We start from the raw sequence: 23,752 nt of genomic DNA on the forward strand, positions 1-23,752 counted from the left end.
GATCCTGGCATCCGCAAACCACCGCTCAGGCGGCGGCAGCGCTTCCAGCCAGCTGCAGATCCCCCAAGAACTCCAGCACGTCCTTCGCCTCCTCGGCCGCCAGCTCCTGGAACTGCGCCAGCGCCCGCTTGGCCATCGCCGCGGCCGCCTCGTGCTCCGCCGCCCGCACCCGCGCCAGCGCCAACAGCGCCAGCCCTTCGTGATACCGGTCGCCGGCAGCCTGCGTGACCCGCAGCGCACGCGCCAAACACCCCTGCGCGGCAGCGGCATCGCCCAGCCCGTTGCGCGCCAACCCCAGGTTGATCAGCAGGTTCGCCTCCAGCAGCGGGCTCGCGCAGGCCCGGGCGTCGGTCAGCCCGGCCTCGGCGTGCGCGACCGCCTCGCTCCAGCGCCCCGTCTCGGCGTACAGCTCGCACAGCGCGTCCTCGGCCGCCGCGCGGTGATACCCGTCCCCGCACCCCTCGGCCAGCGCCACCGCCTCCAACGCGGCGGCCAGGGCCCGCTCGTACTCCTTCGCCACCCGCGATACCGAGGCCAGCGTCCCCAGCAGGCTGATACGCAGCAGCGGATCGTCGGCCGGCTCCAGCAGATCCAGCCCCTGGCGCAGATCCGCCAGCGCGACATCGGTCCGCCCCGTCCGGCAGTGCGCGACAGCCGTGTGGTTCAGCAGCACCGCACGCGCCCGGCGCTCGCCCGAGGCCTGCGCCGAGCGCGTCGCGATCCGCAGCAGGTCCAGCCAGTCCGCCGCCGAACCGCTGGCATAGAAGTAGTCGAACATCAGATACGTCAGCCGCCACGTCGACAGGTGGTCCGCCGACCGCGCCGTGCTGCGGATGAGGGCACTGATATTCGGCGATTCCTGCGCGCACCACCGCAGGAACTCCTCCTGCCCGCCGAACGGCTGCGGCTCATGACACCGTGAACCGGCGTCCGCTCCCACGTCCACGACCCGCCGCCGCCCCTCGCCCACCATGCGCGAAAGCGTCGCCGTGTACCACGCGCTCACCCGATCCCGCGCAGCCCGGACGTCCTCGTCCCGCAGGGATCGAGCCAGCTCCCTGATATAGGTGCGCGTCAGGTCGTGCATGGTGTACCGGTCGCCGTGCTGCTCCAGCAGATGCTGCGCGCTGAGCCGCTGCAACAGCTCCGAGGCCCGCGCGACCGGCACGTCCAGCAACGCCGCCGCGCAGTGGCGCGTGATGCTCGCGCCGGGAAACGCGCCGAGCATCCGGCAGGCGCGCGCCGTGTCCGGGTCCAGCGCGTCGAACGAACACGCCATGACGCTGCGCACCGAACACAGGTCGTCGTTCTCCAGCCGCAGCGTGTCCAACCGCTGATGCGCGTCCTCCAGGTTCCCGACCAGGTCCGCGATGCTGCCGCCGCAGGCCGTCACCAGCTGCTCGGCCGCGATCCGCAGCGCGAACGGCAGGTGGTCGCACAGCTGCGCCAGCCTTCGCGCCGCCGGCGCCTCGGCGCTCACCCGCTCGGCGCCGACCGCGTCGGCCAGCAGGCCCAGCGCGTCGGCGTCGGCCAGCAGGGCCAGGGTGACGCGCCGCGCCGCGTACTTCACGGCCAGCCGTCCCAGCCGCTCCCGGCTGGTGACCATCACGAAGCTGGATCCGGTGCCCGGCAACAGATCCTCGACCTGTTCGGCCGAGCGCGCGTTGTCCAGCAGGATCACCATCCGCCGGCCGGCCACCAGGCTCCGCCACAGCGCCACCCGCTGCTCGTGCTCGGCCGGGACCGTCGGGACGCCGAGCGAGGCCAGCAACTGGTGCAGCGCCGCCGACGGGGTGAGCGCCGGATGCGTGGGGTCGAAGCCGCGCAGGTTGATGTAGATCTGGCCGTCCGGATAGGCCGGACGCAGCAGGTGCGCGCACCGCACCGCCAGCGTGGTCTTGCCGATGCCGCCGACGCCGACCACCATCACCACCCGCGGCGAGGAGGCCCCCTCGGCCCGGCCCTGCTCCAGGACCTGCCGCAGCTCGTCGGCCCGGCCGACGAACGAGGCGCTGTCGTGCGGCAGCTGCGCGGGCGCGGCCGGCCGTGCCACCACTGCGTTCTCGGCCGGCCGCGCGACCACCGCGTCATCGGCCGGTGCGGGCGGCTTCCCGGTCCCGCCGCGCCGACTCGGCGCGTCCTGGGCCAGGATCGCCATCTGCACGGCGCGCGTCGAGGGCTCCGGCTCGATCCCGAGCTCCTCGGCCAGCACCCGGTGCAGCATCTGGTACTGGGCCAGGGCGTCGGCGGTACGCCCGCTGCGGTGCAGCGCCATCATCAGCGCCGAGCGCAGCCGCTCGTCGAACGGATGCGCCCGCGCGTGCATCTCCAGCTCGTCGGCCGCCGCCGCGAGATCGGCCGACCGCGCGCCGCCGGCCTCGATCATCAGCTCGGTCCGGTCCACCAGCAGCCGCAGCCGCATGCCGGCCAGCCGGGCGCGCTGCTCGGCGGCGAACGGACCCGGCAGCGCCTCCAAGGGGCGGTCGCCGCGCCACAACGCCAGCGCGGAGTCCAACGCGGCGATCGCGGCCTGCCGGTCGCCGCGGTCGCGGGCCGACCGCGCCAGCGCGGCCGAGTGCTCGGCGCGGTTCAGGTCCAGCGCCCGCGGATCCAGCCGCAGCAGGTAGCCGGAGCCGCCGGCGACCAGCCGATCACCGAGCCCTGACAAGCTCCGTCGGAGCCCGGAGGCATACGTGTGCAGGTTCCCGGCGGCGGTCATCGGGACGTCCTCGCCCCAGATCCGGTCGATCAGCTCCCCGCGCGCCACCACGGTGTCCGCGCACATCGCCAGCGCCGCGAACAACGCCCGCTGCTTCGGGGCCCCCAGGGCGATCTCCCGGCCCCCGGCGAACGCCCGCAGCGGACCCAGGACCTCGACACGGAGCCGGTCACCGTCTTCCATGCGCACGCCCTCCCTGCCCGATCCCGTGCCACCCGGCGAATGTTGCTTCGCTTGCGATTCGGAGTGGTATTCGCATTGTTTACGCTTGGATCGGTGCCAGGTCAAGATGTCAGCGCTCTGACGTGCGTCGACCGGGTCCGCCGGAGGGCGGCGGACCCGGTTCGATCACTGCTTCACGCGTGTTCCAGCGGCCGCTTCCCGTGCAGCCGCACCGGCTCGTTCAGCAGGCCGGTGTCCAGCGTCCCGGCGGCGTCGGCGACCAGTCGCCAGCCGGCGTTCTTCGGACTGCCCAGGACCAGGACGGACCAGCGGCCGTCTCCGGCGCCGGCCAGCGCGCCGACACGCTCGGGTTCGCGGCCGCTCGGCGCGTGCGCCAGGACCAGGACGCCGCCGTCGTTCTCCTCCAGCGTGGCCGCCGCGGCCTCGATGGTCGGCGCGTCCTCGACGCCGGGCAGGTCCTCGGCGCCGGAGCCGAAACCGATCCGCAGGACCGTGGTGCCGCGCGACCACGGGCTGCCGGACAGTTCGCGGATCCAGTCGGCGATCAGCGGCCTGGTGTGCCGTCCGTCGCCCTCGATACTGATCAGGCCGTGCGCCTCGGCCAGGTTCAGCAGCACTCGGCCGGAGTCGGTGTCGCCGGCGGAGACCAGGCGCGGATACGGCGTGGGCAGCGCGTCGTCCACCGCCGCGCTTTGCAGCAGCCGCAGCGGCGCGGTCCAGGTGCGGCCCTGGTCGTCGGCGCTCCAGCCCCGCGGCGGCTGTTCGTCCGGGCGGGCCAGGCGCAGCGTGATGGTGTCGGTGCCGACCACGACCGCGGCGACCCCCGGCAGCGGACGCCCGCCGGTCGAGCAGGCCGTCGCCAGCGTCCGCAGCACCCGGTCGATGGTCCAGGCCGCCGCGTCGTCGCGGGGTGCGGCCGGACGCGGCTTGCCGGAGCGGCGGGCCCGCATCCGGGTGCCGAGCTTGGCGAAAAGGCCCGCACGCAGCGCCCACCACACCGCGCCGGCCACGATCAGGGCCGCCAGCACGATCGCCAGGATCAGCACCAGCGCGCCGCTCGAGGACTTCGAACCGCTCGAAGCCGCCGGCGCGCCGGCCGACGCGGAAGGAGCGCCGGCCGAACCGGACGCCTTGGGCGCCGAGGCAGAGCCGGAGCCAGAACCAGAACCCTTCGATGCCGAAGGCTGTCCGGCGGTCGCGGGTCCGAGATGCGGCAGCGGACCGGCGATGAACCCGTCCCCCTTGGCGTCTTCGGGCAGCTTCACGAACCAGCCGGGAGCGATCTTCGCCGGATCGGTGAGCGTCCCGCCGTTGGGCTCCTTGCGATCCTTGTTGAGCGCGAAGAGGTCCTGAGCCCGGTTCGGGTCGCCCAGGAACCGCTGCGCGATCTCGGCCAGGAACTCCGGCTTCCCCTGGTAGCTGTCGCTGACCCAGTAGTACTTCACGAGCGTGCCGCTGGGATCGGGGTGCACCGTCGGGATCACGCCGGTGATCACCCCGTCGCCCTTGGCATCGCCCGGCAGTTGCAGGAACCAGCCCGGCCGGATCACGGTCGGGTCGCTGACCGTGTCGCCGTCGGGCTCCTGACGTCCCTTGTTCAGGTCGAAGATGTCGGTCGCGCGGTTCCCGTTGCCCAGGACGCGTTGCGCGATCTCGAACAGGAACTCCGGCTGCCCCTGATAGCTGCTGGATACGGCGTAGTACTTGACGGCGGGCGGGGCCGAGCCCGTCGCCGCCGTCGCCGGGTGCGGACCGGCGAGCAGGACGAACGCGGCCGCGGCGACGGACGCCAGGGCGCGGCGCAGCGTGGTCACCGACATCGGGGCCTCCTCGGGTGCGCGGGGGAGCGGACAGGGTTCTTCGACCCTTGAATCGTTCGCCGCGCGCGCCGGGGTGTCAACGCAGGACCCTGGGTCCCTGGGCCCATATCCGCAGTTCAGAGCCTGGCTCGCGGCCGAGCGTCGCGCCTAGCGTGTCCAGTGTCCGCCGCACACAGACTTCGAAGGGAGCATCCACCGATGCCGAACCTCAACGTCACCTATGGGGAGATGTCGGACGCCGCGACCCGGATGCGCAACGACAAGGCCGACATCGACGCCAAGATCGCCGAGTGCAAGAGCATCGTCGACCAGCTGACCGCCAGCGGCTTCGTCACCGACCAGGCCTCCGGCCGCTTCGACGACGTGCACAACGAGTTCGTCACCTCCGCCGGCCAGCTCATGGACTCCCTGGACCAGCTGTCGCAGTGGCTGGACAAGGCCGTCTCGGCGATGCAGGACATGGACACGCAGATGGCGCAGTCCCTGCCACAGAAGTAGAGGCAGCACAGAGGTAATCACCGCAATCACACCACTCGCGGGAGGCGACGGCCATGCGCATGATGATCACGGTGGCCCGGCCCGACGGCCGGTCCCACGACGTCGTCGTGGACGCCGATCCCGCGACGCCGGTCCGGGACGTCGTCAAAGGGCTGCTGGACGCCATCGGCGCCGACACCGGCCACACCGCGGGCCACCCCGTCGGGGAGGAAGTGTTCCTCGACGGAGCCCGCGTGGACCTCTCCGGTCCGATCAGCGCCGCCGGGATCCACGACGGCGCCGTCCTGTGGCTGGGTGCCCCCGGCGCGGCGGGGGAGTCCGGCCGGCCCGGCGGCCCGGGCTCCGGCCTGGTCACCGTCCGCGCGGTGGCCGGCCTGGAAAGCGGCCGGGTCTGGTACCTCGGCGCCGGCGTGCACCAGATCGGCTCGGACCCCGCGTGCGCGGTCCGGCTCGGTTCGGACCAGCCGGGCGTCGTGGCCACCGTCCGGGTGAGCCTGGACGCCTCGGTCCGGATCCGGCCGGCCGCCCTGCGCGAGCCGCCGGAGCTGGATCGCGTCCCGCTCTCCGACGCCGAGACCGGGTGGCCGCAGACCGCGCTGCTGCGGATCGGCGAGTCCCGCTACGAGCAGGCCGCGGTCCGCCAGCCCGACGCGATGATCGAGGTCTCGCCGGAGGGCGAGTGGCTCGACTACAACCGGCCGCCGCGGCTGATGCCGCCGCCGCAGCGCACCTCCTTCCGGCTGCCCGCCGCGCCCGCGCCGGCCCGGCCCAGCCCGATGCCGTGGATCACCGCCCTGCTGCCGGCTGGGCTCGGCCTGGTGATGATGGCCGTGATGAAGAACCCCAGCTATCTGCTGATGGCCTTCTTCTCCCCGGTGATGATGGTCGGCAACTGGCTCAACGGCCGCCGGACCGGCAAGATCGGCCACCGCCGGATGCAGGCCGAGTACGTCGAGCAGCTGGCCGCCGCGGAGCAGGAGATCGCCCGCGCGCTGGAGTCCGAGCGCCTGCGGCTGCGGGCCTCCAGCCCCGACGCCGCCGAGCTGCTGCTGATCGCGACCGGACCGCGCAGCCGGCTGTGGGAGCGCCGCCGCAGCGATCCGGACCACCTGCTGGTCCGCGTCGGCCTGGCCGATCTGGACAGCGCGGTCGCCGTCGAACAGCTTGAGGGCCCGCAGCGCACCTCGCAGCACCGCGTGGCGTACGACACCCCCGCGGCCTTCTCCATCGCGCAGGCCGGCGTGGTCGGCGTGGCAGGTCCCGGGCAGTGGCCGCGCCGGATGGCGCGCTGGCTGGTCGGCCAGATCGCGGTCCTGCAGAGCCCGCGCGACCTGCAGCTGTACGTTCTCACCGATCCCGCCGGCGACAGCCTGTGGGACTGGGCCACCTGGCTGCCGCACGCCAGGCCGAGCCTGGGACAGCGGGCCCTGACCCTGGTCGGCGCGGACGCCGAGACCCTCAGCCACCGCGTCGCAGAGCTCGGAGACCTGATCGCGGCCCGGCAGCGGGCCCGCCTCGACGCCGGCGCCGGCGCGGTCCAGGCCGACCCGGACATCGTGGTCGTCCTCGACGGCGCGCTGCGGCTGCGCGCGCTGCCCGGCGTCGTCACGGTCCTGCGCGAGGGCCCGGCGGTCGGCGTCTACAGCATCTGCGTCGACGCCGACGAGCGCACCCTGCCCGAGGAGTGCACCGCGATCCTGGCCGGCGGCATTCCCGGCCGGCCGGTCGGCCTGCGCCAGCAGCGCGCGGCGCTGATCGAGCCGATCCTGGCCGACGAGGTCGGCGCCGACTGGTATCCGGTGGTCGGCCGCCGCCTGGCGCCGCTGCGGGACGTCAGCGAGGTGGCCGGCGGCGTGGCGCTGCCGGACTCGGCGCGCCTGCTGGATCTGCTGGACCTGGCCGAGCCGAGCCCGGCTTTGATCAGCGGCCGCTGGCAGGCCGGCGGCCGGGCCACCAAGGCGGTCATCGGCGTCTCCCTGGACGGCCCCTTCGCCCTGGACCTGGTCGCGCACGGCCCGCACGGCCTGGTCGCCGGGACCACCGGCTCGGGCAAATCAGAGTTCTTGCAGACGCTGGTGGCCTCCCTGGCGGTGGCCAACCGACCGGACGCGATGACTTTCGTGCTCGTGGACTACAAGGGCGGCGCGGCGTTCAAAGACTGTGTCGAGCTGCCGCACACCGTCGGCATGGTCACCGACCTGGACACCCATCTGGTCGAGCGGGCGCTGACCTCGCTCGGCGCGGAGCTGACGTACCGCGAGCGGCTGCTCGCCGCGGCCGGCGCCAAGGACCTGGAGGACTACCTCGACTACGCGACCCGGAACCCGGAGCTGGCTCCGATCCCGCGGCTGCTGATCGTCATCGACGAGTTCGCCTCGATGGTCCGCGAGCTGCCGGACTTCGTCACCGGCCTGGTGAACGTCGCCCAGCGCGGCCGGTCCCTGGGCATCCACCTGATCCTGGCCACCCAAAGGCCGTCCGGCGTGGTCTCCGCCGAGATCCGCGCCAACACCAACCTGCGCGTGGCGCTGCGGGTCACCGACGCCGGGGAGAGCACCGACGTCATCGACGCCCGCGACGCCGCGAACATCTCGCAGGCGCATCCCGGCCGTGGCTACGCACGCCTGGGTCACAGCTCCCTGCTTCCCTTCCAGACCGGCCGGGTCGGCGGACGGCGTCCCAGCAAGGACCGCTCCGTGGCCGCGCCCGCGCCGTTCCTGCGGCCGGTCGCCTGGCTGGATCTGGGCCGTCCGGCGCCCGAGCGGCCCGCCGCGGCCACCGAGACCGACGTGGTCACCGACCTGTCCGTCCTGGTCTCGGCCCTGAAGCAGGCCACCGACCTGCTCGGCCTGCCCGCCCCGCGCCGGCCCTGGCTGCCGCCGCTGCGGACTTGCGTGGTCGTGGACCTCGCCGCCGAGCCGACGGCCGGCGCGTCCGGCGAGCCGGTGTTCTCCTGGGCGCTCCAGGACCTTCCGGCGGCCCAGAAGCAGGAGCCGGTCACCATCGATCTGGCCACCTTCGGCCACTTCCACCTCATCGGCGCGCCGCGCTCGGGCCGCTCGCAGGCCCTGCGGACCATCTCCGCGGCCGCGGCGTGCGCGGCCTCGGTGCCCGACCTGCACCTGTACGGACTGGACTGCGGCAACGGCGCGCTGCTGCCGCTGAGCAAGTTCCCGCACTGCGGCGCGATCGTGCAGCGCTCGGAGACCGAGCGCGCGTCCCGGCTGCTCAAGCGGCTGCACGCCGAGGTGCTGAGCCGGCAGCGGGTGCTCGGCGAGGGCGGTTTCGCCGACGTCACCGAACAGCGCCGGGCCGCCGCCCCCGGTGAGCAGCTGCCGCACATCATGCTGCTGCTGGACCGCTGGGAAGGCTTCATGGGCACGCTCAGCGAGCACGACAACGGCTCGCTGACCGACATCGTCCACACCCTGATGCGTGAGGGCGCCAGCGTCGGCGTGCACGTGGTCATCGCCGGCGACCGCACCCTGATGTCCGGCCGTATCAGCTCCCTGACCGAGGACAAACTGGTGCTGCGGTTGCCGGACCGCTCCGACTACTCCCTGGTCGGCCTGAACCCGCGCACCGTCGCGGAGAACCTGCCGCCCGGACGCGGCTACCGCTCCGCCGGCGCCGTCGAGACCCAGGTCGCGCTGGTCGCCGCCGACCCGTCGGGGCCGGCGCAGGTCGCCGCGCTGCGCGAGCTGGCCGGCCGGCTCGCCGAGCGCGAGGCCGGCGTCCCGAAGAGCCTGCGTCCCGGCCGGATCGCCGTGCTGCCCGCGCAGCTGACGTTCGAGGAGGCCTGGGGCTATCTGGAGGAGGAGCGGCAGCAGCCCTGGGCGCTGCTCGGCGTCGGCGGCGACGAGCTGGAACCGGTGGGCGCCGCGCTGTTCGCCGACCGGCCGACGTTCCTGATCGCCGGCCCCTCCGGATCGGGCCGCAGCACCGCGCTGGCGGTGATGGCCGAGTCGCTGCTGCGGACCGGCGCCGAGATCGTGATCGGCTCGCCGAGCGTGACGCCGCTGGCCGCGCTGGCCGGCCGGCCGGGCGTGCGCGGCCTGGTGAGCTCGCCGGACCCGACCGAGGACGAACTGGCCGCGCTGCTCGATCCCGGCGAGGGCCCGGTGGCGCTGATCCTCGACGACGGCGAGGCCTGGCGCGAGTGCCGGGCCCGCGAATGGCTGCGCGCCTACGTCCGCACCGGGGCCGGCCGCCGGCGCGGGCTGATCCTGGGCGGCGAGATCGGCTCGGTGGCGATGGGCTTCTCCGGCTGGCAGGCCGAGGTGAAGAAGAACCGCCGCGGCGCGCTGCTGTCCCCGCCGGACCTGAGCAACGGCGACCTGGTCGGCATCCGGCTGACCCGCTCGCAGCTGGCGCCGCGCGTGGTGCCCGGCGCCTGCCTGGTCCACCTCGGCGACGGCGTCCTGATGACCGCTCAGATTCCCATGGTGAAGGCGGAGATTCCGACCCACAGACTCAAGGAGGGCTGATGGCCGATCTCATCGTCCGCGACGACCTGGTGAGCCTGGTCAGCGATCTCAACTCGCTGATCGGTGAGTTCGAGGGCGCGCTGGACGTCCAGAACGAGGACAAGGGCCTGTGGGGCCAGCACAATGCCAATCTCTCGATGGGCGACTTCGCGGCCAACTGGCGCATCCACCGCGACGCGATGGTCAAGGACATGAAGACGCTGCGGGACTCGGTGGACAAGGTCAACCAGGCGTGGGCGCAGGGCGACCAGCAGCTGCGCGACAGCCTGAACACGAACTCGTGAGCCGGCAGGAGGAGCCGTGAGCATCCGCAACCTCGGCAGCTGGGACGCCCTGGGCCTGGACTCCGACCCGGTCTACGCCGACCCGGACGCGGTGGCCGACGCCCAGACGCACTACCAGAACGTCGCCGCCACCATCGACGACGCCGTGTCCCGCCTGCAGAAGGTGATGGACGACAACTCCGAAGGACTCGTCGGCCAGTACATCGACGGCCTGCGCAAGAGCGCCGGCGACCTGCACGACAAGCTGCAGAAGGCCGGGGTCCGCTACCACGACGTCGCCGACCAGATCAAGATCTACGAGCAGCCGCTCCAGGACGGCCTGGACGAGACCGCCGGCGCCTTGAACGACGCGAACGCGGCCGTGGGGCAGCAGAAACAGGCCACTTCCATGCCCGACCCGCAGAAGGGTTCCGACGGCACCATCTCGCCGCAGGAACAACAGAAGGGCACCGACAAGACCAACGCCGAGAACCAGGCGAACGACGCCCTGACCGCGGCCAAGAACCGGCTCAACAACGCGCTGGACGCGCTGAACACGGCCGGCAAACGCTTCGGCGACGCCGTCAACAGCAAGAACTACAACGACGGGCTCAGCGATACCTGGAAAGACAAGATGGACGAGATCCTGGGCTGGTTCAGCAAGATCCTGGGCTACATCGGCATGGCGCTCGGCGCGATCGCGCTGCTGATCCCCGGGCTGGACGTGGTCGTCTTGGCGGGGGTGGTGGTCGGCGCCGCGTCCCTGATCGTGAACTCCATCCTGTACGCCGACGGCAAGGGCAGCGTCCTGGACGTCGTCTTCGGCGCGGTGGGGTTGGGCCTGGGCTTCATCGGGGTCGGTGCCTCGCAGATCGCGAAGGGACTGGCCAACGACGCCAAGACCCTGGCCGGCCTGACCGAGCACACCGGCGCGCCGCAGCTCGGCTTCTCCGACACCGCCTTCGGCGAGGACTTCGGGGCCATCAACCTGCGCCCCGTCGGCCCCGGCCCGGCCGCGGGCCCGAACCCGGGCGTCACCGACCAGTGGCTGTTCGACCCGGCGAGCAACGCGGCCTCCAACTGGCAGCACCTGTCCGACTGGTACAACAACCCGGTCACCAACAGCGCCCTGGGCTGGCTCGGCGGCAAACTGGGCGGGCTGCCCGGCCAGCTGGGCAACTGGGGCGGCAAGATCGGCACCCAGCCCGAGATCGGGTTCTGGGGCTCGGCCGGCCAGCAGCTCACCGACGCCTGGAACATGTGGAAGGGCCTGGGCTCCAACCCCCTGAAGAGCCTCGGCGACTGGGCCGGCGTGCTCGGCGGCTGGAGCGGCTACAAGGGGCTGTCCGGGATCCTGGGCGCCGTCGGCGGCAAGATGAACCCGGGCTGGTACGTCTGGGGCGGCTTCAACGCGCTGTTCGGCCTGGGCATCGGCATCTCCTATACCGGCGGCCGGGAATCCGGTCTGATCCCGGCGGTGAACCCGTGACAGGCGGTGAGGAGATGACAGCCATGACGGCCATGACAGCGGACGACGATTCCGCCGAGATCGCAGTGCCCTGGTTCTGGGGCCGCGTCCCCGACCACGGCGCGACCGATCAGGCCCGCACCGCTTGGGCCGACCGCGTGGTGGAGATGTTCGGGGAGTGGACCCGCGACGGCTGGGACGAGGACTTCCGCACCAGCTGGATCGCCGAGGGCGGCCTGCCCGAGGACTACCCCTTCACCGCCGAGAACGTGGGCCGCGGGGTGGCGCGCTGGCTCACCGACCGCGCCGCCACACTGCCGCCCTGGCAGCGCATGGCCTGGGGCACCGCCTTCGTGAAGGGCTGGCCGCGCTGGTCGCCGGTGCCGGTGGTGGTCGAGTACCGGGCGCCGGCCGCCGACGACCCCATCTACCTGATGGAGCTCGTGGGCGCCGGATCAGGTTCAGAGAGCTCCGGTTCACCCTCCGCGACCTCCGCCTCGGACATCGACTACGGCCGGCAGATCGAGTACGTCACCACCCCCTACGGCGACGGGCTCCGGGTGCTCAGCGTCCACAGCACCCCGGACCGCTTCGCCTACGGCCGGCTGGACGCCGCGATGCGCCTGGACTGGCCGGCCGCCGACGGCCGGCCCCCGGCGCGCGTGGACGTGCTGCTCACCACGCGCGTGGTGGACCTGCAGCTGATGGCGCTGATCGGCCCCGGCGTGGACAAGCTGATGCAGCAGATCGCCGAGCATCCGCAGCCGATCGCGCCGCTACCGCAGAACACTGATACCTCGACCCCGACCGAGCCGAACCAGATCCCGCGGGCCGAGCCCGCCAGGGGGTGACTGATGATCGACGTCGAACTCGTCCTCCCGGCCGGCTGGGCCGTCCTGCCCACCGCACCGGACACCGAACGCGTCCGCAAGTGGGCCGTGGACCGCATCATCACCAGAGCGCTGCCCGACACTCTGCCCCGCGACAGTGCCGAACCCTGGCGCCGCGAACTGCGCAAGCAACTGACCACCGCCACCGACGAGGCCGCGCGCAACGGCGCCCGCTGGGTGGTCCTGCCCCTGCGGGAGTTCAACGGCACCCGCATCCCGGGCTCGCTGCTGCTGACCATCCTGGAGGACCAGGATCCCCAGGACCCCGAACGCCTGCTGGCCTCGATCCTCGACGACGCCGGCCCGAACGGCTCCTGCGTCGACGTCGGCGGCGCCCCCGCGGCGCGGATCTCGGCGGTGATCCACCAGCAGATGTACGGCAAGGAGACGGCCGGCGTGCGGGTCTCGTACTACCTGCCGCACCCCGACCGTCCCGGTGTCTGGGGCCTGCTGACCTTCAGCGTGCTGGCCGGCGCCGACGCCGACGACCCGGTGGTCCGCGGCATCGTGTTCCTGTTCGACACCATCATCTCCACGCTGCGCTGGGTCGAGCGCGCCGCCGCCCCCACCCAGGACGAGGTGCTGGCCATGGTGACGGCGACTGTCGCGGAGATCGAGGGGGTGCCGGCCTGAGTCAGGGGACGAAGACATCGGTGGTCCACTGCTTCTCGTCCGTGCCGAGCAGCGTGATGCGGTCGAGCAGGCCCTTGGCCCCGCCGACCTCTTCGTACTCCCAGACACTGCCCGAGGAGTCCACGCACGCGTCCAGCCCCGCCGCCGTCTTGCACTCGATCCCCTTGACGGCCTTCGTATCGGTCAGCGTGCCGTGCTGGCCGATCTCGATCGAGACGTTGGCGCCGCCCCAGTCGAACACCAGCATCACGCTGAACGTCCCCGGCGCTCCGGCGCCGAACCCGCCTGGGCGCCATAGAAATGTCCGGTCCGGCCTGAAGTACGCCGGGAGCCCGGAGACGCGCAGCGGCATCGGGACCGTGTCCGGGACGTCCGTCACCTCGGTCGCGATGCGCAGCAGCCACTCCTGCCATTGCGCCGAGACCGGAGGGGAAGTCGGCGCGGTGGGGCTGTCTGTCCATTTCTTAGCGTCCGGGGGCAGCCCGGCGATCTTGTTCGTCGAGGCGGGGCTGCCCCAGTTGACGCTCCAGGCGATCTGGACCCAGCGGTCGTCCTTGGCCGGGAAACGCAGCTGGAAGTCGCCCAACAAGCCGCCACCCGAGGACTGGGTGACCCAGTACGCCTGGCGCCCGTCGTTCAGCTTCACCGGGATCAGGCGCTGGGTGGCGGCCACCGTGCCGGGGCCCTTTCCCTGCATCATCTGCAAGTCCAGACGCGGCGCGCCGTCCGGGGTCTTGTCCCCCTGGGCGACCACGTCGTTGCCGGCGCCGATCCCGATGGCCGCGTAGCTCACGTTCGGCAGCGCCGCGGGCAGCCACCCGAAGTCCACGTCCTTGGCCAACGGGTCCGTGCCGATCCCGGAAGCGGCCACCGGCGTGGCCGGCGGCGGCGTCCCGCCTGGCCCGAACGCCGCCACGATGCCGAAGACCGCCGCCACCGCCAGGGCCCCGGTGCCACCGACCGCCGAGGTGCGATGCGCCAGCACCCGGCGGCGGCCGCCGGCGGCGGTCCGGACCGGATCGAACGGGCTCGCCGGCGCCGGGGCGTCGGCCAGGTCGGCCAGCCGCGTGCGCAGCCGCTGGAAATCTTCGTTCACAGTCCTCGTCCTTCCATGGTGTCGTCGCCGGATGCCGCCAGACGGACCCGCAGCGATCTCAGCCCGCGCGCGGTCTGGCTCTTGACGGTGCCTGTCGAGCACCGCAGGATCTCAGCGGTCTGCTCCACCGACAGGTCGCAGTAGTGGCGCAGGACCACCGCCGCACGCTGTTTCGGCGGCAGCGCCGCCAGCGCGGTGCGCAGGTCCAGAGCGGCGTCCAGATCCAGGGCCGTCGCCGAGCGTGCGTCGGCCAGCATCTCCGGATCCGGCTCCCGCTGGTGGTTGACGACCCGCTGCCACCACGGCCCGCGCTGCTCGGCCAGGAACGTGTTGATCAAGGTCCGCCGCGCGTAGCCGTCGACGTTCTCGACCTGCCCGGCCCGGTGCCAGCCGATGTAGAGCTTCAGCATGCTCGCCTGCACGAGGTCGTCGGCGCGATGCCAGTCCCCGCACAGCAGATACGCCACCTTGCGCAGCCACGGGGCTCTGGCCCTGGCGAACTCGACGAACTCGGCGTCCCGCTCCGGTTCTCTCATCAACCGTCCACCCCCCTCTCATCCTTGCGATCGCAGCGCCGGTGGACGCTGCCGGATCCCTAATGCGCGGGGACAGGCGGCAGGTTGCACCGCACCGGCATCCTCTCCGCAGTCGCACCGGCATCCTCTCCGCAGTCGCGCCGGCGGTTGTACGCTGACCTCTGTGACGCACCGAGCAGCGGCCGCCGCGAGCCTGCTCGCCGCCGTCGCCACGCTCCTGGCGCTGGTCGGCGGCCAGAACACGGCCGTGCTCGTCGCCTCGGCGACCGCCCTGGCGCTGCTCGCTGCGACACTTCGCCGCAGCGCCTTCGCGGTGCTGATGGCCGGGACCGCCGTGGCCGCGCAGACCGCCGCCGCCGCGCGCTCCTCGTTGCGCGACACCGCGTTCCTGCCGCAACGCGACCCCGACGCGGATGGCAAACCTCACCCCCGAGCACCGGGATCGGACCCCGCGACCGTCTGACCGGTTGCTGGTTCTCCTCGCCGCAGCACTCTTCTTTCCAGCACCGGCCCGCCGGTCCATCTCGCCGATCTCACCAGTCCGCAAGATGCCCGAAGGGTTCACCATGTCGCTCTACACCCTGCTCACGCCTGCCATCGTCGCCGCCTACCACGCCGTGACCGGCCTGTCCCTCATGCTCGTCCCCGTCCTCGGCGGCCTCGGACCGGCCGCCGCGATCGTCATGTTCACCGCCGCCGTCCGCCTGTGCCTGCACCCGCTGAACCGCGCGCAGATGACCGCCCAGTTGGCTGCGCAGAAGCAGCGCGCCGCGCTGGCGCCAGCCGTGGCGAAGCTTCAGCGCAAGTACAAGAACGACCCGCTGCGCGTCCAGCGCGAGACCGTCGAGCTCTACCGGGCCAACGGGGTGAAGCTGGTGCCCGGCATCGGCCTCGGGCTGGTGCAGATCCCGGTGTTCATCGTGGTGTACCGGCTCTTCGTGGCGCCGACCATCGGGGGGCACCGCAACGCGCTGCTCGGCGACCGGCTGTTCGGCGTCGGCCTCGGCTCGCACCTGCGCGACGCCTTCAGCGGCGCGGGCTCCTCAGTGGTGCTCGGTCACGTCGCCGTGTTCGCGGTGCTGATCGCGGCGCTCGCCGTCCTCGCGACGTGGTCTTCGCGCCGGATGCGGAACAGCGCCACGACCGACGCGGCTCCGAAGTTCATGACCCTGATGCCGTACTTCTCGGTGCTGGGCGCGGTCGTGCTCCCGCTGGCCAGCAGCCTCTACGTGGCGACCACGACCTTGTGGACGCTCGTGGAACGGCGCCGCCTGGTCGCGCCTGCTCAGTCCTGAACGACCCACTGGGTGCCGTCGACCAGTTCCCGCACCACATCCAGGTGTCCCGCGTGCGTCGCGGTCTCGGTGATGTGGTGCAGGACGATCTGCCGCACCGAGTCCAGCCGCCACGTCCCGAACACGTACTCCGGCCACCACGTCGGCGCCGCGTCCAGATCGCACTCGGCCAGCACCGCGTCCGCGAGCGCGGCCTCGGCGCGGTAGCGCGCGAAGACCTCCTCGGCCGGGAGGTCAGAGTCCTGCTTCCAGCCGTTGGGTTCCCGGCGCTGCACCGCGTCGATGACCTCCTGGTCGCGCGCGATGACGCCGCGGAACCAGAACCGCTCGTCGTCGTACGTCAGGTGGCTCACCAGCGCCAGGCAGGTCCAGCCGGACGGCAGGATCGGCCGGCGCAGCGTCTCCTCGTCCAGGCCCTCCAGGGCGCCGAGGATGTGCCCGCGTTGGTTCTGGAGGTAGCGGAGGAGGTTCGCGCGCTCTTCGGTCACCCGGCGAACTGTAGAGGAGGGCGGTGACAGGCGACCTTGCCAAGTGGAAACGATTTTCATATGCTCTCTACTAGTACTTGAAAACGGTTTTCATCATCAAGGAGGGGGGCTCGCCATGTCCACGAGCCTGAAGCGCGCGGCCGGCGGCCTGCTGGCGGTCGGTGCGGCGGCGGCGCTGGCCGCGGGCTGCTCGACCAAGTCTGCGGCGCCCGCGGCCGGGAGCGGGGCCGGAAGCGGGAGCGGGAGCGGGTCGAAGATCGCGGTGGTCGCCGCGGAGAACTTCTGGGGGTCGATCGCGCTGCAACTCGGCGGAACGCACGTGGTCGAGACGTCGATCATCACCAACCCCGACACCGACCCGCACTCCTACGAGGCCACCCCCAACGACGCCAAGCTCATCGCCGGCGCGCAGCTGTTCATCCAGAACGGCATCGGCTACGACACCTCCTGGGCCCCCAAACTGGTCTCCGCCAACCCCGCCTCCGGCCGCGACGTCCTGACGGTCGGCGACGTCGTGGGCCTCAAGGACGGCGACAACCCGCACCAGTGGTACTCCCACGACAGCGTCTACAAGGTCATCGACGCCATCGTCGCCGAGTACAAGAAGCTCGACCCGGCCGACGCCGCCTACTTCGACACCCAGAAGCAGACCTTCGAGACCACCACGCTGGCCCCCTACAACCAGCTCGAGTCCGAGATCAAGGCCACCTACGCCGGCACCCCGATCGGCGCCTCGGAGTCCATCGTCTCCCCGCTGGCCGACTCCCTCGGCCTGAAGATGGCGACGCCGTACTCCTTCCTGAAGGACATCTCCGAGGGCAACGACCCCTCGGTCGCGGACAAGACCGCCATCGACGGCCAGATCAAGGGCAGGCAGATCAAGGTCTACGTCTACAACTCCCAGAACTCCACCCCTGACATCGCCGCTCAGGTGAGTGAGGCCAAGGCCGCCGGGATCCCGGTGACCACCGTGACCGAGACCCTCTCCCCGGCGTCCGCCACCTTCCAGGACTGGATGGTCGGCGAACTGCAGGGGCTGAAGGCGGCGCTCGCGCAGGCGACAGGACACTGATGATGACCGACAGCCGCCTGTGCGCCGCGGGCAACGACCCGGTGGCGGTCGTGGAGCTGCGCGGCGCCTCCGCCGCGGTCGGCGGCCGCACCCTGTGGGGCGGCGTCGATCTGACCGTCGAGTGCGGCGAGTTCGTCGCCGTCCTCGGCCCCAATGGCGTCGGCAAGTCGACCCTCATCAAGGTCCTGCTGGGCGTCCTGCCGGCCGCCGCGGGCGAGGTGCGGGTCCTGGGTCAGCGGCCCGGTGGCGCCGGCGCGCAGATCGGCTATCTCCCGCAGCGCCGCTCCTTCGACGCCTCGCTGCGCATCCGCGGCATCGACGTGGTCCGCCTGGGCCTGGACGGCGACCGCTGGGGCGTCCCGCTGCCGGGAACCGGACGCTTCGGTGCCCGCCGCCGCGCCGGACAAGCCCGGGTCGAGGAGGTCATCGAGCTGGTCGGCGCCTCGGCCTACGCGCACCGGGCGATCGGCGAGTGCTCCGGCGGCGAGCAGCAGCGCCTGCTCATCGCCCAGGCCCTGGTCCGCCGGCCCCGGCTGCTGGTGCTGGACGAGCCGCTGGACTCCCTGGACCTGCCGAACCAGGCCTCGGTCGCGGCCCTGATCGGGCGGATATCGCGCTCGGAGGACGTGGCCGTGGTGATGGTCGCGCACGACGTGAACCCGATCCTGCCCTACCTCGACCGGGTCGTGTACCTGGCCGACGGCGGCGCGGCCTCCGGGAGCCCGGAGGAGGTCATCACCACCGAGACCCTGTCGAACCTGTTCCGCACGCCGGTCGAGGTGCTGCGGGCCTCGGACGGACGGCTCGTGGTGGTCGGCGGACCGGAGGCCCCGGCGCTGCATACCGATCGGCACGTCGATCGCCTTGTCAGTGCCAGGCGTGCGGAGGCCGGCCATGGCCACTGACTCCGGCCTGTCCTGGAACCCGATCACCGACATCCAGCAGATGTGGCAGCTGGACTCGATGGTGAACGCCTACCGGGCCGGCACCATCGTCGCCGTCCTGGCCGCCGTCGTCGGCTGGTTCATGGTCCTGCGACGCCAGACCTTCGCCGGCCACACCGTCGCGTTGGCCGGCTTCCCCGGCGCCGCGGCCGCGGTCTTCCTCGGCATGAGCGCTTCCTGGGGCTACTTCGGGTTCTGCGTCGGCGCCGGAGCGGTCATCGCGGCGCTGGCGCGCAACGGCAAGGGCGGGATGGCCGAGGAGTCCGCGCTCACCGGGATCGTGCAGGCCTTCACCCTGGCCTGCGGGATGCTTTTCGTCGCGCTGTACAAGGGCTTCCTCAACGGCGTCAACGCGCTGCTGTTCGGCAGCTTCCTCGGTGTGACGCCCGGCGACATCGCGGTGCTCGCCGTGGTCGCGGCCGCGGTGCTGGCCGTCATGGCCCTGATCGGACGGCCGCTGTTGTTCGCCTCGGTCGACCCGGGCGTGGCCGAGGCCCGGGGCGTCCCGTCGCGGATGCTGGGCGTGCTGTTCCTGGTGCTGCTGGGCGCCACGACCGCCGAGGTCTCGCAGATCACCGGCTCGCTGCTGGTGTTCGCGCTGCTGGTGATGCCGGCCGCGACGGCGCAGCGGCTCACTGCGCGCCCGGCGCTGAGCCTGGTCCTGTCGGTGCTGTTCGCCCTGGCTGTGACGTGGTTCGGGCTGGGCGCGGCGTACTTCTCGCCGTACCCGATCGGCTTCTGGATCACCACGTTCGCGTTCGGTTGCTACCTGCTGGCGAACGTGTACGGGTTCGTTGTGCGGTGGCGCGGGACCGGCCGGCGGCATGTGGCGGAAGCTTTGGGGGTCTCATGAGCATGTTCAGCCATCCGTTCATGGTCTACGCGCTGCTCGGCGGAACCGGCATCGCGGCGGCCTGCGGCGTGGTCGGCTTCTTCCTGGTGCTGCGCGCCCAGGTCTTCACCGGCGACGCCCTGTCGCACGTGGCGTTCACCGGTGCCCTGGCGGCGCTGGCGTTCGGCGTGGACCTGCGCATCGGCCTGTTCACCGCGACGATCGCGGTGGCGCTGCTGCTCGGCGCGCTGGGCCGGCGCGGCCGGGCCGACGACGTGGTGATCGGCAACGTCTTCGCCTGGATCCTCGGCCTCGGCGTGTTCTTCCTGACGATGTACACCACCGACCGCTCCGGTTCGGGCAACGGCGCGGCGACGGTCAACGTCCTGTTCGGCTCGATCCTGGGCCTGTCCGCGGGCCAGGCCCAGACCGCGCTGTGGATCGGCCTCGGCGTGGTCGCGGTCCTGCTGGCCATCGCCCGCCCGCTGCTGTTCGCGACCCTGGACGAGGCCGTCGCCGCCGCCCGCGGCGTCCCGGTCAGGGTGCTGGCCTTCGTGTTCCTGGCCCTGGTCGGCGCCGCCACCGCCGAAGCCACCCAGGCCGTCGGCGCCCTGCTGCTGCTCGGCCTGCTGGCCGCCCCGGCCGGCACCGCTCTGGCCCTGACCGACCGCCCCTTCCGCGGCCTGGCCCTGGCCGCCGCCCTGGCGGTGGGGGAGATGTGGGCCGGCCTGACGCTGGCGTACTTCGTGCCGCGGATGCCGCCGAGTTTCTCGATCACGGCGGTCGCCACGGCGGTGTACGCCGGTGCGATGGTCTACCGGGCGGTCGGGCGGCGGCGGGCTGAAAGCCTCACCAAGACCAGCAGGACCACCACACACAACACCGCGGCCCCCCAAGCGAAGTACTGCACCGCGGTGAGCAGCCCCACCCGCGTCGCGACGAACCCGACGCCCACCACCGGCACACCGACCCCGAGGTAGAGGATCACGAAGAAGCTCGACATCACGTCCGCGCGCCGGTCCGCCGGCGCCGCGCTGTTGATCGCCGTCAGCCCGCCGAGGAACGTCAGTCCCTGTCCGAGCCCGGCGAAGACCGTCGCGGCCAGCAGTAGGGCCAGCGAGGACGTGTTCCCGGCGATCGCCAGCGACACCAGCCCGAGCGCCAGCAGCGGCAGGCCCGCGATCTCCAGCCCCCGCGCCGAGCGTCCATAGCCGAGGACCTGCGCCGTCGCCGAGCAGGCCAGCAGCAGCGCCACCGCCGCGCCGCCGAGGAACAGGTTCTTGCTTCCGGACAGGGTCGCGACGTAGGTCGGGATCAGCGTCAGGAACAGGCCCACCACCGCGAACGCCGCGAAGCACGCGGTCCCGCTGGTCGCGAACTCCGAGCGCAGCGCGGCCGGGATCTCCGGACGCCTCGGGCGCCACCGCGTGCGGGTGCTGTGCGCGGGCAGCGTCAGGACCAGGACGACGGCCGGTACCAGCAGCCCGATCTCCAGCACGAACGGGAACACCCGCGGCGCCGGGGCGTACTGCGCCAGGAACCCCGCCAGCAGCGGGCCGAACCCGAGGCCCCCGGCCGTGGCCACCGTCGAGACCAGCGCCGCCTTGCGCCGGTCGCCGCGCGGTTCGAGCTCGGTCAGCGTCGCGGTCAGCGGTCCGGTCGCCGCCCCGATCGCGACCCCCTGCAGGATGCGTCCGGCGAACAGCCACGCGGTGCTGGACGCCAGCGCGAACACCAGCGCCCCGCCCGCGGCGACGACCAGCGCCGGCAGCAGCATCACGCGATACCCGACGGCATCGGCGGCCGGTCCGACCACGAGCAGCGAGGGGATCAGGACCGCGACATAGGCGGTGAAGATCAGCGTGAGCGTCAGCGGCGAGAAGCCGAACCGCGCCTCGTAGCCCTTGTACAGCGGCGTCGGCAGGTTCGTGCCGGTGAGCAGGATCAGGAACGTGTACGCGGTGCCCCAGAACCGGATCCGCTTGCCCGCCGCCGACAGCGATGGCACCGATGGCGATGGCGCCGAAGGCGATGGCACCGAAACCGGCGGCGAGCCCCCGCCCTCCAAAGGCCCGGCGTGTGCAGCAGTGAGGCGATCGAGCGCCATGAGCCCTCCCGTGGCAGCATGTTCGGATATCTCGAACATAGCAGATGTTCGGGGATTCCGAACATGATGCCCTAGGATGGGTCCATGGCCAGCCGCACCGCCACCGAGCTCACCCACCCGCCGCGCGCCGAACTCCGCTTCACCGCTGTCATGGCGGCCTTGAGCGACCCGATGCGCCTGGCGATCGTCGCCCGCCTCGCCGAGGTCGAGCCGGACGGTGAGATGGCCTGCGGGGAGGTCCAGCTCCCGGTGAGCAAGTCGACCCAGAGCGGCCACTTCCGGACGCTGCGCGAAGCCGGCGTCATCCGCCAGCGGGACGAGGGGACCCGGCGGCTGAACCGGTTGCGGCGCGCCGACCTCGACGAGCTGTTCCCGGGGCTGCTCGATCTGGCGATCCCGCAGGGGCGCGAGGTGTTGGCCGGGTTCTAGCCGGGCCTAGCCGGGTTCTAACCGGCGGTCAGCGCCGCGGCGAGCGCGTCGAGCCCGCCGAAGGCTCGGGCCGCCCCGACGTGGTCGGTGTAGTCGCGCGATTCGATGATCACGCCGTCGCGCACCCGCGTCACGAAGATGCAAGGCCACGAGAACGGTCGGCCCCCGCATACTCCCTCGTAGCGGAACTCGGTGATGACCACTTCCGGGTCGGCGGTCTCGTGCACATGGACATCGATCGCTGACAAGGTCTCGGCGGGGACGCGGGCGCCGGCGAAGTGCTCCCGGACGTCGGCGCGGCTCAGGCGGGGCGTGTCGCCGAGCGGGGAGAAGGGGTGCCGGACGTCGGTCGCCTCCCCGTACAGCGCGGCCAGCCGATCGAGCTGCTCTTCGCGCCGCGCGGGGTCGAGGCCGGGGTCGGCGGACAGGGAGACCAGGCGGCTCACTTCAGCGGACAGGGTTCTGACGACGTCGGCGGGGGTCGGTGCGCTGCTGATCATGCTCGCTCCTTTTCGGAGTCTTGACTCCGTTTAACGTACCAGAGTCCTGACTCCGGATATAGTGCGGGCCGGACCCGTCATCTTTTGGGAGAACCCCATGCGCACCGACGCCCGCCTCAACCGCGAGCGCATCCTCACCGCGGCCGAGGAAGTCTTCGGCGCACAGGGCAGCGCCGGCTCCACCGAGGAGGTCGCGCGGCGCGCGGAAGTGGGCATCGCGACCGTCTTCCGCCACTTCCCGACCAAGGACCAGCTGATCGAGGCCACGCTGGTCCGCAGCTTCGAGCGCCGCATCGAGTTGGCCCGGCAGCTGGCCTCGGCCGCCGAGCCCGGGGATGCGCTGCGCACCCTGGTCCGCGCGATGATCGAGGACGGGCCGACGAAGATCACCCTCGCCACCCTGCTCTCGTCCGACGGCGCCGTCCCGCCTGCCGCCGAGGAGGCCTCCCACCGGCTTCGCGAAGCCGTGGGCGTGGTGCTTCAGCGGGCGCAGCAGGCGAATGCTGTCCGCTCCGCAGTCACCGTCGACGAGGTGTACTTCCTCGTTCGCGGTCTCGCCCAAGCCGCGGCGGCCTCCCCGGTTTCAGAGGCGACGATGAACGGTGCGATCGACGTGGTGCTCACCGGGCTCGCCGGCTCGGGCTGAGTCTCTGCGTGCTTACTCCGACGCGCCCAAGAACCGCACCGGCAACGCACTCTCCACCACATCCCCGTCCTGACCCCGCCGCACCGAGTACGCCCGCCCCTCGGGCCGGTCCGCGACGACCTCCGCCGGCTCGTCGTCCACGAAGTGCACGGCGACCCCGTCGTCGCACGCGAACCCGTCTGGCAGCGTCCCGTCCTGCACCAGGCGCTGGAACAGTGGCCGCCGCCGTGCCTCCGACTCGTAGTGCGGGCAGTACGAGCCCTTCAACATCCCCAGCCCGTCGGTGAACGGGCGCAGGACCGGGCCGAAGGAGTCGGTGGTGCCGCCCTCGAACCAGCAGATGCCGCCGGCGCTGGAGCCCAGCAGGACCACGCCGGCGTTCCAGGCCTTGCGGAAGACGTCGTCGAGGCCGTGGACGCGCCAGACCGCCAGCATGTTCGCCACGCTCCCGCCGCCGACCCAGATGACGTCCTGCGACAGCAGGAAGTCTTCGGGGTCTGCGACGTTCGGCATCGGGAACAGGGCCAGGTGCCGGACCTCCGCCGGGCCGTCGGCGAGACGGTCGTAGAAGCGCACTGTGGCGGCGGGGCTGTCGCCTTCGGCGGTGTTCAGTACGCACATCCTCGGCCGCGGCTTGCCGCTGAGCCTCATCGCCTGCTCGAAGTAGAGCGGGAGGGTCTCGCGGGGCATGAGGGCCCCGCCGCCGATAGCCAGGATGTGCTTGCGTCCGTCTGCAGCCATGGGCCAGACCGTAACGCACCTCAAAACCGCAGCCCCAGGGGCCTGCCGGGGTCAGAAGTTGCGCGGTGGCGTTCGTCGAGGCAGGCTGGCCCGCGAAGCGGTGCC

21 protein-coding genes and 1 pseudogene are annotated in these 23,752 nt (G+C 72.1%); 14 read left to right on the plus strand and 8 right to left on the minus strand.

Annotation, left to right across the window (positions count from 1 at the left end):
- Positions 1–25: 25 nt before the first annotated feature.
- The gene (locus ABH926_RS14470; protein WP_370366039.1) at positions 26–2,902 is read right to left on the minus strand and encodes a BTAD domain-containing putative transcriptional regulator; all 2,877 of its coding nucleotides are present in this window, start codon (positions 2,900–2,902) and stop codon (positions 26–28) included.
- 173 nt (positions 2,903–3,075) lie between these two features.
- A complete protein-coding gene (locus tag ABH926_RS14475) occupies positions 3,076–4,722 on the minus strand; it encodes a hypothetical protein (protein WP_370366040.1) in 1,647 nt (548 codons plus the stop codon).
- Positions 4,723–4,920: 198 nt separating this feature from the next.
- Here ABH926_RS14475 and ABH926_RS14480 point away from each other — a divergent pair, with 198 nt between their 5' ends.
- From ABH926_RS14480 to ABH926_RS14505, 6 genes are read left to right on the plus strand one after another with little or no spacing between them, the layout of a single operon-like run.
- Entirely contained in the window at positions 4,921–5,220 is a 300-nt protein-coding gene (locus tag ABH926_RS14480; protein ID WP_370340253.1) for a WXG100 family type VII secretion target, read from the plus strand.
- 53 nt (positions 5,221–5,273) lie between these two features.
- On the plus strand, positions 5,274–9,707 hold the full coding sequence (locus ABH926_RS14485; RefSeq protein WP_370366041.1) for an FtsK/SpoIIIE domain-containing protein: 4,434 nt from the start codon (positions 5,274–5,276) through the stop codon (positions 9,705–9,707).
- Entirely contained in the window at positions 9,707–9,991 is a 285-nt protein-coding gene (locus ABH926_RS14490; RefSeq protein ID WP_370366042.1) for a hypothetical protein, read from the plus strand. The genes ABH926_RS14485 and ABH926_RS14490 overlap by 1 nt, the downstream gene beginning before the upstream one ends.
- 16 nt (positions 9,992–10,007) lie before the next feature.
- Positions 10,008–11,459, plus strand: coding sequence for a WXG100 family type VII secretion target (locus ABH926_RS14495; protein WP_370366043.1), 1,452 nt, complete (start codon positions 10,008–10,010; stop codon positions 11,457–11,459).
- A gap of 23 nt (positions 11,460–11,482) precedes the next feature.
- On the plus strand, positions 11,483–12,289 hold the full coding sequence (locus tag ABH926_RS14500; protein ID WP_370366045.1) for a hypothetical protein: 807 nt from the start codon (positions 11,483–11,485) through the stop codon (positions 12,287–12,289).
- A gap of 3 nt (positions 12,290–12,292) precedes the next feature.
- Positions 12,293–12,961, plus strand: coding sequence for a hypothetical protein (locus tag ABH926_RS14505; RefSeq protein WP_370366046.1), 669 nt, complete (start codon positions 12,293–12,295; stop codon positions 12,959–12,961).
- 1 nt (position 12,962) lies between these two features.
- Here the strand turns inward: ABH926_RS14505 and ABH926_RS14510 are convergent, their stop codons facing one another.
- Complete coding sequence (locus tag ABH926_RS14510) at positions 12,963–14,057, minus strand: hypothetical protein (RefSeq protein ID WP_370366047.1); 1,095 nt, start codon at positions 14,055–14,057, stop codon at positions 12,963–12,965.
- Complete coding sequence (locus tag ABH926_RS14515) at positions 14,054–14,593, minus strand: SigE family RNA polymerase sigma factor (RefSeq protein WP_370366048.1); 540 nt, start codon at positions 14,591–14,593, stop codon at positions 14,054–14,056. The genes ABH926_RS14510 and ABH926_RS14515 overlap by 4 nt, the downstream gene beginning before the upstream one ends.
- Positions 14,594–14,756: 163 nt before the next feature.
- On the opposite strand from ABH926_RS14515, the gene ABH926_RS14520 reads away from it, so the two are divergent.
- Positions 14,757–15,056 (plus strand): DUF6412 domain-containing protein, encoded by a 300-nt coding sequence (locus ABH926_RS14520; protein WP_370366049.1) that lies wholly within the window; start codon positions 14,757–14,759, stop codon positions 15,054–15,056.
- Between the two features lie 103 nt (positions 15,057–15,159).
- Positions 15,160–15,888, plus strand: coding sequence for a YidC/Oxa1 family membrane protein insertase (locus ABH926_RS14525; protein ID WP_370366050.1), 729 nt, complete (start codon positions 15,160–15,162; stop codon positions 15,886–15,888).
- Here ABH926_RS14525 and ABH926_RS14530 read toward each other — a convergent pair.
- Positions 15,879–16,376, minus strand: a complete 498-nt coding sequence (locus ABH926_RS14530; RefSeq protein ID WP_370366051.1) for a DinB family protein — start codon at positions 16,374–16,376, stop codon at positions 15,879–15,881. The two genes, ABH926_RS14525 and ABH926_RS14530, sit on opposite strands and share 10 nt — an antisense overlap.
- 115 nt (positions 16,377–16,491) lie before the next feature.
- Here ABH926_RS14530 and ABH926_RS14535 point away from each other — a divergent pair, with 115 nt between their 5' ends.
- The 4 genes from ABH926_RS14535 to ABH926_RS14550 are packed head-to-tail and all read left to right on the plus strand — an operon-like array spanning position 16,492 to position 20,204.
- Positions 16,492–17,448, plus strand: coding sequence for a metal ABC transporter solute-binding protein, Zn/Mn family (locus ABH926_RS14535; RefSeq protein ID WP_370366052.1), 957 nt, complete (start codon positions 16,492–16,494; stop codon positions 17,446–17,448).
- A gap of 2 nt (positions 17,449–17,450) precedes the next feature.
- Positions 17,451–18,353, plus strand: a complete 903-nt coding sequence (locus ABH926_RS14540; RefSeq protein ID WP_370366324.1) for a metal ABC transporter ATP-binding protein — start codon at positions 17,451–17,453, stop codon at positions 18,351–18,353.
- The gene (locus tag ABH926_RS14545) at positions 18,343–19,245 is read left to right on the plus strand and encodes a metal ABC transporter permease (RefSeq protein WP_370366053.1); all 903 of its coding nucleotides are present in this window, start codon (positions 18,343–18,345) and stop codon (positions 19,243–19,245) included. The genes ABH926_RS14540 and ABH926_RS14545 overlap by 11 nt, the downstream gene beginning before the upstream one ends.
- The gene (locus ABH926_RS14550; protein WP_370366055.1) at positions 19,242–20,204 is read left to right on the plus strand and encodes a metal ABC transporter permease; all 963 of its coding nucleotides are present in this window, start codon (positions 19,242–19,244) and stop codon (positions 20,202–20,204) included. The genes ABH926_RS14545 and ABH926_RS14550 overlap by 4 nt, the downstream gene beginning before the upstream one ends.
- A gap of 44 nt (positions 20,205–20,248) precedes the next feature.
- Here the strand turns inward: ABH926_RS14550 and ABH926_RS14555 are convergent.
- Positions 20,249–21,370, minus strand: a pseudogene (locus ABH926_RS14555) (MFS transporter); the annotation flags it as partial.
- A gap of 45 nt (positions 21,371–21,415) precedes the next feature.
- On the opposite strand from ABH926_RS14555, the gene ABH926_RS14560 reads away from it, so the two are divergent.
- Positions 21,416–21,760: an ArsR/SmtB family transcription factor gene (locus ABH926_RS14560; RefSeq protein WP_370366056.1), complete on the plus strand. Its 345-nt coding sequence runs from the start codon at positions 21,416–21,418 to the stop codon at positions 21,758–21,760.
- Positions 21,761–21,777: 17 nt separating this feature from the next.
- Here ABH926_RS14560 and ABH926_RS14565 read toward each other — a convergent pair whose 3' ends face one another.
- A complete protein-coding gene (locus tag ABH926_RS14565) occupies positions 21,778–22,260 on the minus strand; it encodes a nuclear transport factor 2 family protein (protein ID WP_370366057.1) in 483 nt (160 codons plus the stop codon).
- A gap of 97 nt (positions 22,261–22,357) precedes the next feature.
- Here ABH926_RS14565 and ABH926_RS14570 point away from each other — a divergent pair, with 97 nt between their 5' ends.
- The gene (locus ABH926_RS14570) at positions 22,358–22,906 is read left to right on the plus strand and encodes a TetR/AcrR family transcriptional regulator (protein WP_370366059.1); all 549 of its coding nucleotides are present in this window, start codon (positions 22,358–22,360) and stop codon (positions 22,904–22,906) included.
- Between the two features lie 12 nt (positions 22,907–22,918).
- Here the strand turns inward: ABH926_RS14570 and ABH926_RS14575 are convergent, their stop codons facing one another.
- On the minus strand, positions 22,919–23,647 hold the full coding sequence (locus tag ABH926_RS14575; RefSeq protein ID WP_370366060.1) for a Type 1 glutamine amidotransferase-like domain-containing protein: 729 nt from the start codon (positions 23,645–23,647) through the stop codon (positions 22,919–22,921).
- Positions 23,648–23,752: the final 105 nt, after the last annotated feature.

The organism is Catenulispora sp. GP43 (assembly GCF_041260665.1).
Lineage (GTDB): Bacteria > Actinomycetota > Actinomycetes > Streptomycetales > Catenulisporaceae > Catenulispora.

What these genes read in the sequence shown, in the direction of transcription:
- ABH926_RS14565 (WP_370366057.1), bottom strand. Translation starts at nt 22,260, where the DNA reads ATGATCAGCAGCGCACCGACCCCCGCCGACGTCGTCAGAACCCTGTCC.
- ABH926_RS14525 (WP_370366050.1), top strand. Translation starts at nt 15,160, where the DNA reads ATGTCGCTCTACACCCTGCTCACGCCTGCCATCGTCGCCGCCTACCAC.
- ABH926_RS14570 (WP_370366059.1), top strand. Translation starts at nt 22,358, where the DNA reads ATGCGCACCGACGCCCGCCTCAACCGCGAGCGCATCCTCACCGCGGCC.
- ABH926_RS14515 (WP_370366048.1), bottom strand. Translation starts at nt 14,593, where the DNA reads ATGAGAGAACCGGAGCGGGACGCCGAGTTCGTCGAGTTCGCCAGGGCC.
- ABH926_RS14480 (WP_370340253.1), top strand. Translation starts at nt 4,921, where the DNA reads ATGCCGAACCTCAACGTCACCTATGGGGAGATGTCGGACGCCGCGACC.
- ABH926_RS14490 (WP_370366042.1), top strand. Translation starts at nt 9,707, where the DNA reads ATGGCCGATCTCATCGTCCGCGACGACCTGGTGAGCCTGGTCAGCGAT.
- ABH926_RS14545 (WP_370366053.1), top strand. Translation starts at nt 18,343, where the DNA reads ATGGCCACTGACTCCGGCCTGTCCTGGAACCCGATCACCGACATCCAG.
- ABH926_RS14505 (WP_370366046.1), top strand. Translation starts at nt 12,293, where the DNA reads ATGATCGACGTCGAACTCGTCCTCCCGGCCGGCTGGGCCGTCCTGCCC.
- ABH926_RS14535 (WP_370366052.1), top strand. Translation starts at nt 16,492, where the DNA reads ATGTCCACGAGCCTGAAGCGCGCGGCCGGCGGCCTGCTGGCGGTCGGT.
- ABH926_RS14550 (WP_370366055.1), top strand. Translation starts at nt 19,242, where the DNA reads ATGAGCATGTTCAGCCATCCGTTCATGGTCTACGCGCTGCTCGGCGGA.
- ABH926_RS14575 (WP_370366060.1), bottom strand. Translation starts at nt 23,647, where the DNA reads ATGGCTGCAGACGGACGCAAGCACATCCTGGCTATCGGCGGCGGGGCC.
- ABH926_RS14470 (WP_370366039.1), bottom strand. Translation starts at nt 2,902, where the DNA reads ATGGAAGACGGTGACCGGCTCCGTGTCGAGGTCCTGGGTCCGCTGCGG.
- ABH926_RS14500 (WP_370366045.1), top strand. Translation starts at nt 11,483, where the DNA reads ATGACGGCCATGACAGCGGACGACGATTCCGCCGAGATCGCAGTGCCC.
- ABH926_RS14485 (WP_370366041.1), top strand. Translation starts at nt 5,274, where the DNA reads ATGCGCATGATGATCACGGTGGCCCGGCCCGACGGCCGGTCCCACGAC.
- ABH926_RS14475 (WP_370366040.1), bottom strand. Translation starts at nt 4,722, where the DNA reads ATGTCGGTGACCACGCTGCGCCGCGCCCTGGCGTCCGTCGCCGCGGCC.
- ABH926_RS14540 (WP_370366324.1), top strand. Translation starts at nt 17,451, where the DNA reads ATGACCGACAGCCGCCTGTGCGCCGCGGGCAACGACCCGGTGGCGGTC.
- ABH926_RS14560 (WP_370366056.1), top strand. Translation starts at nt 21,416, where the DNA reads ATGGCCAGCCGCACCGCCACCGAGCTCACCCACCCGCCGCGCGCCGAA.